This is a genomic window from Granulicatella sp. zg-84 (assembly GCF_010892375.1).
Taxonomy (GTDB): Bacteria; Bacillota; Bacilli; order Lactobacillales; family Aerococcaceae; genus WM01.
This window is the reverse complement of record NZ_WNJX01000022.1, coordinates 18258-29533: the sequence shown is the minus strand read 5'-3', so window position 1 is coordinate 29533 and position 11276 is coordinate 18258. Positions and strand designations below refer to the sequence as shown.

Genomic DNA, 11276 nt, shown 5'->3' with positions numbered 1-11276 from the left:
GTTTCCCGTCAAGGCACACTTTGTTTTTCGCCTTGACTAGAAAACCTTTGTTTTTATTGTTTGGTTATTAACCCCGCAAAAGAGAAAGTAATTATCTGTTTTTTTGCACTTTACTTTACAATTGGAGTATTCTTAAACTTGCTCCCATAAAAATAGTACCCACAAATAAAATAACAAACGACTGATGTTCACCTGTTTTTGGTAATAATGCTTCTTTTGTTTTAGCATCTGATTTTTCTGAAACAGCTACTGTTGTAGTCGTAGACGGTACTCTTATAAAAGGAAAACGGAAAATTGGTTTTTCTTCGGCAAAAGCTGGTGCTCCCGTTTCATGTACACGTGCTTTTTCTATATCTTCTTTTGATTTGTAAACTTTTCTACCTTCAGCGGATGAAGATACTTTTTCACCTTTAGCTTCTAAGTTTTTAATATATTGAACAAAAACTTCTGTATCTGGATCAATAGCACCTAATAATGTTGCTTTAGGGAAAACACTAAATCCATCTCCACCACCATATAAAAAGTCATTTATGACAACTTTATATGTTTTTGTTAAATCTAATGGTTGCCCATCTTCTGTATAAACTTTATGTACTTTATACTTGATACCCTCTGCATTATCATCCGCATCCGTATACTCATATCTCAAACCAGAAACTTGTAAGAAATAGCGTTCTTCTTCATCATATTGTTGATTTAATGCATCAACAATTTGTTGACCCGTTAAAGACACCACTTGCAAAATATTACCAAATGGTTGTACGGCTTGAGCAGCACCCCACGTAATACTACCGTCTTCTTGTACAGCCAAATCTGCACGAATACCACCATTATTTGTCATCGCAAAATCAACATCATAGCCAGATAATTTAGCAATCGCTCTTTGTGCATCAGTCACAAGATTACCCACAGCTGATTCTTTTGTAGATGATAAATCTTTAGTAATCGACTGATTTGTTTCTGCCGTACCAATTTTAGAATCTGTTACTTGCTTAGCTAATGCTGTTGCTTCATCAACAAGAGCTTTAACTTCATTATTTTCTGGTAAATCACTCGTTACAGCCGTCACTTTTCCTGTTGGAACAGATTTAAAGTCACCTGTTGTTGTGTCATATACACCTTGAACATCTGCGTATGCTTTACCTTGAGATAAAGCCTGTACAATACGTGTATGTTCAGCTACACCACTTGTATACACATGATTATGTCCAGCAAACACAACATCGACACTATTATCCGGATCTAGTGCATTCACTTTTTTAATCATATCTGCTGCCCAAAACTGAGCCACATCATCTTTACTTGTAGAAGGAACATGCGCTAATACAACAATCGCATTGACACCATTTTCACGAAGCTCTCTTGCATATTTTACAATCGTTTCAGCTTCATCTAAATACGTATAATTTTCATAATTCTTTTTCAAAACTAAATTTGGAATTTCTGTTGTGACAACACCAATAAATCCAATTTTTACTTTTTCATTGTTAACTTCTATTTCTTTAATCGCATAAGGTTTCCAGTTAAATGGAATAGCTCCACTTTTATCAACCACATTCCCAATGACTAATGTCATATTAGATGCCTCATGCGGATAATTATCCACAATCGAATAAAATTTATTTGGCTCAGGTGCTTGACCGGTTAAAATGCGATTAAACTCTTCTAAACCTTCATCAAACTCATGATTACCAAGTGTTCCAAATTCAAATTTCATACGATTAAAAATACGAACAGTTGGTTCATCTTGTAACAAAGCAGAATTAGCAGGACTAGCACCAACCATATCACCAGCTTGCACACGAATACTTTGCCCATTTTGTGCATTCGCTAAAAATGAATCTCTCGCATTATCCAATGCTGTTGCTAATTTTGCTGCACCACCCGTATTTGATATTTTCCCCTCAGGCATATAGGCTGTACCGCCCAATGTTAACGCTCCGTGAAAATCATTGACACCTAATAATTGAATAGGCACCTCTGCCGCATACGCTGTTGTTGATAAACCACAAACAATTCCACAGACAAATAAGCCTTTCATCCATTTTTTTTACACTCATAATACCCCTCCAACAATATTTTACCTAACACATCATTTTTTAATGTTCGGATATTTTATATTATACTGATTTAAAAAATGATTTTCAAGAATATTTACAACTAAAAAACAAACAATTTTTATATCTCCAAATAAAAAAACCGGATTTAAAATAAAACATCTGAAGGTTGATAAATAATTATTTTTATGTAAACAAATAAAAATACAACACTATATTAAAAAGGTGGTGAATGTCTAACGCCATTCACCACCAATATCATTGTAAAAAATTATAATTTTATTTTCTCCCACATCATTTGCAAACGGCAAATATCACCAATACAATGACGTGTCACATCACCGTCTATTTGTGTGTAACATACATGCACATCTGTTTCTGTCATTTCTTTATCATAGACAATACTAATCTGTTTTGGCTGATGATGCATTAAAAACTCCGGTTGAATAGATGTCATCACAAAATCCATATATACAGCATTGTTAATATGCTGATTTTCATCAATATCTACATACCGTGGGAAACACGGCGTTACCGTATAAGGCTCAGAAAGTGATTTAAATGTTAATTTTGTCATTTGAATATTTTTCTCTGTTTTTTCCGAACCATAAGGTTCCAATAACTCCTCAACAATACGCACCATTTTTCTTTGTAACAAATCCACCATGGCAAAACGTATCATCGTCTGAATAATCAATTCACCTTCATGGTATACTTTAAACGTTCTATACGTAAAAAATTGATTATATCCGACTGGCTCCGTTTCAATATCTATCACATCGTGTGCGTTGGGCAATCGTTTAATAGATAAATCATGTTGTAAAATAAACCACGATAAATGTTTTTCTTTTAAAACATTTTGATTATCATATAACAGATTTGTTTGTTTCCCCGACACATGTAAAAGAAGTCGAATAAGCATAGAAATACTTAATTTTCCATATCTATCTACTTCATAATTTTTTATTTCAAAAGATTCTCTGTATACTTTTCCCATAGTTATCCACCTAACTTATCCACATATTCACATTTTTATCCACATTTTCTGTGGATAACTATCTAAACTGCGTTTGATATAACTGATAATACAACCCTTTTTGATGCATCAATTCCTCATGGCTACCCTGTTCTTGAATACCATTTTCAGTCATAAAGATAATTCTATCCGCATGTTGAATCGTTGCTAATCTATGCGCAATAATCAATGTTGTTCTTCCTTGTGCTAATTCATCAAAAGATTCTTGAATAACTTTTTCCGTATGACTATCCAAAGCACTTGTCGCCTCGTCTAAAATAAGCACATCTGGATTTTTTAAAAAAATACGGGCAATAGATAAACGTTGTTTCTGCCCACCAGATAAGCGAACGCCTCTTTCACCAATTTCGGTATCAATACCATTTGGCATTTTTTCAATCACATCTAATAAATGTGCTCGTTTCACTGCCTCCCACACTTCTTCATCAGTAGCATCTAATTTACCATATAAAATATTTTCTTTAATCGTGCCACCAAACAGAAAAATATCCTGTTGTACAATGCCAATGCGTTTTCTTAACGAATGTTGTGTCATATCCTTAATAGAGATTCCATTAACAAGAATATCCCCACTACTTGCCTCATAAAACCGTGGTAATAAATGACACAACGTTGATTTTCCTACACCACTCGGTCCAACAAGAGCCACTTTTTCTCCTTCACGAATAGATAAATGAATGTCCTTTAACACAACATTCTCATCATTATATTGAAAAGAAACATGATCATAGACAATATCGCCTTTTAATGTTTCAATATCAATCGCATTTGGACTATCAACAATTTCAGGTTCTCTAGCAAGTTCTTCGGTAAATCGTTGAAATCCTGCTAATCCCTTAGGATACATTTCAATCATAATATTGATAAGCTCAATCGGCCTAACAAAAACATTTGTCAATAAAATAAAACCTGTAAAAACACCCGGCGATAAGTTATCATGAATTGTAAAATACGCCCCAAAAAGCAATGCAAACAAATTCACTAAACGAATGAGCAAATAATTAAACGACGACACATTTCCCATTGTTTTATAAAACTGTCTTTTTGCTTTTTTATAAATGATAATCAATCTTTTAAATTTTTCTTTTTCATACGCTTCATTTGAAAATGCCTTAACAACACGAATACCGCTAATTGTATTTTCTAACCCAACATTAAACTCTGCCAAATTTTCATAAATACGTGTATTGATTTTTTTCATTTTACGACTAAAAATAGCTACCGCAACAGCCATTAAAGGCACTAAAATACTCGTTAAAATCGCTAAAGTCGGATGAATTTGATACATCAACACAAAACCACCAACAAAAGTCATGCACGTCACAAATAAATCTTCTGGACCATGATGTGCCAATTCACTAATTTCAAATAAATCACTTGTCAATCGACTCATCAATGTACCTGTTTTCGTTTCATCAAAATAACGAAAAGATTGTTTCTCAATATGTTCAAATAATTCATAGCGCATATCGTTTTCAATATACACACCAAGCAAATGACCAAAATAAACCACAATATATTTTAAATAAGTATTCAACAAATAAAAACCTAATAATCCGATTGATACAAATAAAACAGTTGAAAAATGATTTTGAGGTACAATCGTATCAATAACATACTTCACAACAATAGGAAATAACAATTCTAAAACAGCTGCCAAAACAGCACACCCAAAATCTAAAAAAAATAATTTTTTATAAGGTCTATAATAACGGTAAAATCTTCTTAACATTTCCCTCTCCTTATGAATAAATCGTGTTGGAATAAAAATTCCAACACGATAAAATACTATAAAATACTATTGATATGCTCCAAACATTTTTCTTTACCTAATGCTTCAATAGCTTTTCCTAACTCTGGACCATGTGTTTGTCCACTGACAGACACACGAATTGGCATAAATAAGTTTTTACCTTTAATGCCTGTTTCTTTTTGCACACTCTTAATTGCTGCAGAAATTTCTGCTTCATGGAATGGCACCAATACTTCCAATCGTTCTTTGAACGCTTCGATAACTGTTTTGGCTGTTTCTGCTTCTAACACTTCTTTTGCTTCATCTGATAAATGTAATTCATCTTCGAAGAAAAATTTCACTAAATCAACAATTTCCGCACCATAACTAATTTGCTCATGGAATAATTTTACAATTTTTGCTACATGAACAAGTTCTAATTCAGACACCGGTTCTTTCACATATCCTGCTTCAATTAAATGAGGCATTGCCAATTCAACAACACGATGTAAAGATTGTTTTTTCATATAAACATTGTTGACCCACTCTAATTTTTTCGCATCAAATGCCGCTGGCGATTTACTCAAACGTTTTTCATCAAATAATTTAATAATATCTTCTTGATCAAAGATTTCCTCTTCACCCACTGGTGACCAACCTAATAATGCAATAAAGTTAAACATCGCTTCAGGTAGATACCCCAAGTTTTTGTATTGTTCAATAAATTGTAATACTGACTCATCACGCTTAGATAATTTTTTACCCGTTTGACTATTCATAATCAATGTCATATGTCCAAATTGAGGTCTTTCCCAACCAAATGCATCATAAATCATCAACTGCTTCGGTGTATTCGCAATATGTTCATCTCCACGCAACACATGTGTAATATCCATAAAATGATCGTCCACAACTACCGCAAAATTATACGTTGGCATACCGTCACGTTTTAAAATAACGAAATCTCCACCAATACTTTTTGATTCAAACGAAATATCACCTTTTACAAGATCATTAAACGCAAATACTTGATTTTCTGGTACACGGAAACGAATAACAGGTGTACGTCCTTCTGCCTCAAAGGCTTGTCTTTCTTCCTCTGTTAAATATGCATGAGCACCATTATAATGTGGCATTTCTCCACGTGCCTGTTGTCTTTCTCTTTCAGCCTCTAATTCTTCTTCTGTACAATAGCATTTGTAAGCTTTATCTTCTTTTAATAATTGTTCAATCAGTGGGTTATAAATATGCTCTCTTTCTGATTGACGATATGGAGCATATTTTTCATTTGGTTTATCCGGACCTTCGTCCCATGTAATACCTAACCAATCTAAGTTCTCTAACTGACTTTTTTCTCCGTGCTCTATATTACGTTTTTTATCCGTATCTTCAATACGAATAATAAATTCACCACCATGATGTCTAGCAAATAAATAATTGAATAATGCTGTTCGAGCATTTCCTATATGTAGATTTCCTGTTGGACTTGGTGCATAGCGTAATCTCATTTTTTTAGACATGTGTATCCTTCTTTCTATCCTTTATGATGTTCTTTTATTTTTCTTTGTGAATGAATTGGTTTTGCAAAAACCATACGTCCCGCTGCCGTTTGCAACGCACTCGTTACGACAACATCTAGCTGTTCATTCATATAATGTTTTCCATCTTCAACAACAATCATCGTACCGTCTTCCATGTATGCAATACCTTGCTGACGCTCACTTCCGTCTTTGACAATTAATACCGTCATCTCTTCTCCAGGCAAGACAACCGGTTTAATTGCATTGGCTAATTCATTGACATTTAACACTTTTACATTTTGAAATTCACAAACTTTGTTCAAATTATAGTCATTCGTTAAGACCGTACCTTCTAAAACTTTGGCTAATTTCACAAGTTTGCTATCTACTTCTGGAATATCTTCAAAATCTCCCTCGTAAATATCAACAGTGATACTTTCTGATTTTTGCAATCTATTCAAAATATCTAACCCACGTCGACCTTTTGCTCTTTTTAATGAATCTGCCGAATCTGCAATATATTGCAACTCATGAACAACAAATAATGGTACAACTAAAGTTCCTTCCAAAAAACCCGTATCAACAATATCAGCAATACGACCATCTATAATCACGCTCGTATCCAATACTTTATGTCGATAAAATGTATCGCCCTCTCGTCTTTGTAAAATTTCAGTTTCAACTTGTTGAGGTTTTAATTGCTGCGCAACTTTTTTCCAATTATCTGGACGTCTTGTCCCAACACGGAATCCTAAATAGCCAAAAGATACGATTAAGACAACTGGTAAAATATCCGAAACACCCGGTATTTGAATATAATTAAAAATAATACTCAATAAGGTACCAATCACCAATCCAACAATAGCACCTATACTTCCGAATAATAAATACAATGGTGATTTATTATCTAAAAATTTTTCAACTGACTCTAATATAGCAATAATCTTATTCGATAAGAGAAATGAACATAATAAACCAAAAATACCACCAATTACAATATTTGTAATATCTTTTTCGAATAAGCCATGCTTCATGGATAATAGTTCCCACACCGTTGGTAACCATAATAACGCAACACTACTACCAACGAGGGTGAAAATAAAATGTATAATATATTTTCCAATATTTTTTTTCATACTCAACCTCTATTTAAAAATAATATGTAATGCTTCTTTTATAGTAGCAATGCCTATCACTTCAATATTTTTATACTCTGGTAAACCTACCAAATTATTTTTTGGAATAAAAATACGTTTAAATCCTAACTTACTCGCTTCTTTAATGCGATCCGTAATTTGACTAACACGTCTTATTTCCCCAGTTAAACCAATTTCACCAACAAAAGCATCAGTTAAAGCCGTTTCCTTTTCCCAATAGCTAGATGCCAAACTCACAGCAATCGCTAAATCAATAGCCGGTTCGTCTAATTTAACACCACCTGCCACTTTAAAATAAGCATCTTGCATTTGTAAAAGCATACCAGCTCTTTTTTCTAAAACAGCCATAATTAAAGCCACACGATTATAATCTAACCCACTTGCTGTACGTCTTGCATTCCCAAATGCTGTTGGCGTGATTAAACATTGAACTTCAACTAGTATAGGACGTGTTCCCTCAACCGAAACCACAACAGCTGAACCATTAGCACCTTTGATACGTTCTTCAAGGAAAAATTCAGACGGATTTTTAATTTGCTTCAAACCATGTTGACTCATCTCAAAAACACCTATTTCATTCGTTGAACCAAAACGGTTCTTCACCGCTCTTAACATACGAAAACTTTGATGTTTTTCTCCCTCAAAATATAATACTGTATCAACCATATGTTCTAACATTCTAGGCCCGGCTATTGTCCCTTCTTTTGTCACATGCCCAACAATGAAAATAGCAATATTATTCGCTTTAGCCGTATGCATCAACGTAGCCGTATTCTCTCTTATTTGAGAAACACTACCCGCTACACCTGAGGACGCTTGCTCATGTACCATTGTTTGAATGGAATCGATAATGACATACTGAGGTTTTATCGTTTCAATGGCTTGTAAAACACTTGTCATATCGGTTTCTGGATAAATATAAAACTCTCCGTCTTTAATGCCTAAACGCTCCGCTCGCATTTTAATTTGACTGGCACTTTCTTCTCCAGACACATATAAAACACGCTGTTTTAATGCATGTAATTGAGCAGATACTTGTAATAACAACGTCGATTTCCCAATCCCTGGATCCCCTCCAATTAACACAAGTGAACCCGATACAATACCTCCACCTAAAACTCTATCTAACTCATCTATTCTTGTGGATAGACGATTTTCTTTTGTATATAAAATATCTTTAATAGGAAGTGCTTTTGTTGTATTTCCTGAAAAATCTTGACGCTTTGACACAGCTTGATTTGATACATGTACCGTTTCTTCTTCTAAGGTTGACCACTGCTGACAATTTGGACATTTTCCCATCCATTTAGCAGATTCATAACCACACGATTGACAGACATATTTTGTTTCTTTTTTCTTCGCCATATCCATCCTCTAATGTGAAGCAGAACCAGATGAACCAAACCCACCTGTTCTTTCTCCGACAGTTTCATCATTATCCGCTTTTAAAAACGGGATAAAAATACCCTGTCCAATACGATCGCCTTTTTCAATCACTTTATCCGTCAACCCAAAATTCCACATTTGAAAATAAATATGTCCTTCATTACTTTCATTATTGTAATAATCGGCATCAATCACACCCACACCATTAGGCAATACTAAAAAATGTTTTAATGGATTACTTGAACGGTTTGTTAATTGTAAATACTCATCTTCTTGCATATACGCCTTAATACCCGTTGGCACTAAAATTGGTTTTAACGCTTTCTCACGCTCTTGTCTTTCTTCTTGTGTTTCCTTAGATAAAAAAGTATCGTAAATCCACTGCTTAGCATCAATCGCTACTGACTTAAAGATGATTTTCCAAATACTTGGTAAAACAATCGTTTCAGCAGATTCAAAGTCATACCCCGCCGCTTTATGTGTTGCACGTTTTGGTAAATTGATATTTTTATCTTTATATTGACTAATTACTTCAAATCCTCTTTTCATGTCAAACCTCCTAAAAGTCGCTATTCCTACTATACCAAAAAATTGACTTATTTTGAACTATTGCGTGCGATTTCACCTACAATTTTTTAAAAAATTGTTATTAAGAGTAAAAGAATGTATAATATACTTACATTTTATCTCGTAAGGAGAATCATTGTGTTAAATAAAACGAAACAAAATAAATTTTCCAAAGTAGAAAATCTATCAACAAATGAAAAAATGTTACACGGAACAGCATGGCTATCTATTGGATTGCTGATTTCAAGAATTATCGGTGCTTTATACATTATCCCTTGGTCAAGGTGGATTGGAGAACACTATAATGTTGCCAATGGACTATATGCACTTGCCTATGCACCCTATATTTTATTTTTGGATATTGCAACGGCAGGTTTCCCATTAGCCATTACAAAACAAATTTCTCAACTCAACGCTAGAGGCGAATACAAAGCCAGTATGTCACTTTTCAAAAATAGTATGCTCATCATGATTGGTTTAGGAGCTTTTTCTTGCCTAACATTCTACGGATTAGCAGATTATATCGCTTCAATAAGCGTTGTACCAACAGGTAATGTCAATGATAGTGTACTCATTCTACGCTCTCTTGCACCTGCTATTTTAATTATCCCACCAATTAGTTTACTAAGAGGCTTTTTCCAAGGATTCCAGCAGATGACAACACCTGCTTTATCTCAAATATTAGAACAAGTCGTACGTGTGTCATACATGCTAGGTGCTACTTTTTATATTATGAAAATAGCCAAAGGCTCTTTAGTTGAGGCTGTATCACAATCAACATTTGCAGCATTTATTGGAGCATTTGTCACACTCATCTTTTTACTATTTGAATTGTATAAAGAACGTTACTATATTTTTGAAAAAATAAAACTCGGCAAACAAACCGTTTCTTTTTCTATTTTAGACAGCTTTAAACTTGTCTTAAAAGATTCTATTCCTTTTGTTGTCATGAGTACCGGAACATCTTTATTAGCACTGATTGATAACTTCAGCTACAACGGCATTATGAACGAATTTTCAACAATGACAAAAGACGAAATTGCCAATTCATTTGCTTGGTTTAGTGCTAATGCCGCTAAATTAACAAATATTGTCGGCTCTATCACTATGGCAATTACAGCAAGTGCTATTCCAAACATTGCCGCACTATACCATAGAAAAGACAAAAAACAATTATCTTTAGCCGTAACAAAAGACATTGAATTACTTTGCTTTTTAGTCATTCCAAGTGCCATTGGTTTATTCATCGTATCTAATGCTATTTATGCTGTTTTTTACGGCTCAATCGACGGTGCACATGTCTTAAAAATCTTTTGCATTAACTTAATTATTACTGGATTTTTCAGTATGTTCGTCAGCATCATACAAAGTACAGGAAAACACATGATTGCTATTAAAAGTTTATCCATTTTACTTTTATCAAAATTAACCTTTACACTTATTTTAACAGCTATCTTTAAAGAAAATGGTCCCGGTCTATCCTCTGTTGTAGCAACCATTTTAGCAACCATTTATCTATTCGATGAACTCTTTAAGTTAACAAAATTTGATACAACATACATCATCAAAAAAACGACTAATATTATTTTTGCCACGCTAGCCATGACCGCTATATCCTTAATCATTTACAACATATTGGTTATCCTATTACCAGCAAACAATAATATGGCAAACCTATTTATTGTCTTTATAACAGCTATTTTTGGTGGTCTTACCTATATTTACTTTACATTAAAATTAAATATTATGGACAGTATTTTACCAAAACAAGCACTTCAATTCAGACGATTATTGAAAAAATGGAATCTATAAAAATAGAGT

General features: G+C 33.7%; 8 protein-coding genes. 1 reads left to right on the top strand and 7 read right to left on the bottom strand.

The features are described from left to right. Positions 1–115: 115 nt before the first annotated feature. The 7 genes from GMA06_RS06035 to GMA06_RS06005 all read right to left on the bottom strand — a co-directional run bounded on the left by GMA06_RS06035 (position 116) and on the right by GMA06_RS06005 (position 9437). Positions 116–2041 carry a bifunctional metallophosphatase/5'-nucleotidase gene (locus tag GMA06_RS06035; RefSeq protein ID WP_163562030.1) on the bottom strand — a complete coding sequence of 642 codons (1926 nt, stop codon included), beginning with the start codon at positions 2039–2041 and terminating at the stop codon, positions 116–118. A gap of 287 nt (positions 2042–2328) precedes the next feature. After that, positions 2329–3054 carry an acyl-ACP thioesterase domain-containing protein gene (locus GMA06_RS06030; RefSeq protein ID WP_163562029.1) on the bottom strand — a complete coding sequence of 242 codons (726 nt, stop codon included), beginning with the start codon at positions 3052–3054 and terminating at the stop codon, positions 2329–2331. 58 nt (positions 3055–3112) lie between these two features. Then, the gene (locus tag GMA06_RS06025; protein WP_163562028.1) at positions 3113–4825 is read right to left on the bottom strand and encodes an ABC transporter ATP-binding protein; all 1713 of its coding nucleotides are present in this window, start codon (positions 4823–4825) and stop codon (positions 3113–3115) included. A 56-nt stretch (positions 4826–4881) separates the two neighbouring features. Then, the gene (gltX, locus tag GMA06_RS06020; RefSeq protein ID WP_163562027.1) at positions 4882–6345 is read right to left on the bottom strand and encodes a glutamate--tRNA ligase; all 1464 of its coding nucleotides are present in this window, start codon (positions 6343–6345) and stop codon (positions 4882–4884) included. 14 nt (positions 6346–6359) lie between these two features. Further along, positions 6360–7469: a PIN/TRAM domain-containing protein gene (locus GMA06_RS06015; protein WP_163545910.1), complete on the bottom strand. Its 1110-nt coding sequence runs from the start codon at positions 7467–7469 to the stop codon at positions 6360–6362. A 21-nt stretch (positions 7470–7490) separates the two neighbouring features. Then, the gene (gene radA / locus GMA06_RS06010; RefSeq protein WP_163562026.1) at positions 7491–8867 is read right to left on the bottom strand and encodes a DNA repair protein RadA; all 1377 of its coding nucleotides are present in this window, start codon (positions 8865–8867) and stop codon (positions 7491–7493) included. Positions 8868–8876: 9 nt separating this feature from the next. Next, positions 8877–9437: a dUTP diphosphatase gene (locus tag GMA06_RS06005; RefSeq protein ID WP_163562025.1), complete on the bottom strand. Its 561-nt coding sequence runs from the start codon at positions 9435–9437 to the stop codon at positions 8877–8879. Between the two features lie 156 nt (positions 9438–9593). Here GMA06_RS06005 and GMA06_RS06000 point away from each other — a divergent pair, with 156 nt between their 5' ends. Beyond that, entirely contained in the window at positions 9594–11267 is a 1674-nt protein-coding gene (locus GMA06_RS06000; protein ID WP_163562024.1) for a polysaccharide biosynthesis protein, read from the top strand. Positions 11268–11276: the final 9 nt, after the last annotated feature.

Coding starts and splice junctions, on each gene's coding strand:
- GMA06_RS06035 (WP_163562030.1), bottom strand. CDS start 2,041: ATGAAAGGCTTATTTGTCTGTGGAATTGTTTGTGGTTTATCAACAACA.
- GMA06_RS06030 (WP_163562029.1), bottom strand. CDS start 3,054: ATGGGAAAAGTATACAGAGAATCTTTTGAAATAAAAAATTATGAAGTA.
- GMA06_RS06005 (WP_163562025.1), bottom strand. CDS start 9,437: ATGAAAAGAGGATTTGAAGTAATTAGTCAATATAAAGATAAAAATATC.
- GMA06_RS06025 (WP_163562028.1), bottom strand. CDS start 4,825: ATGTTAAGAAGATTTTACCGTTATTATAGACCTTATAAAAAATTATTT.
- gltX (WP_163562027.1), bottom strand. CDS start 6,345: ATGTCTAAAAAAATGAGATTACGCTATGCACCAAGTCCAACAGGAAAT.
- radA (WP_163562026.1), bottom strand. CDS start 8,867: ATGGCGAAGAAAAAAGAAACAAAATATGTCTGTCAATCGTGTGGTTAT.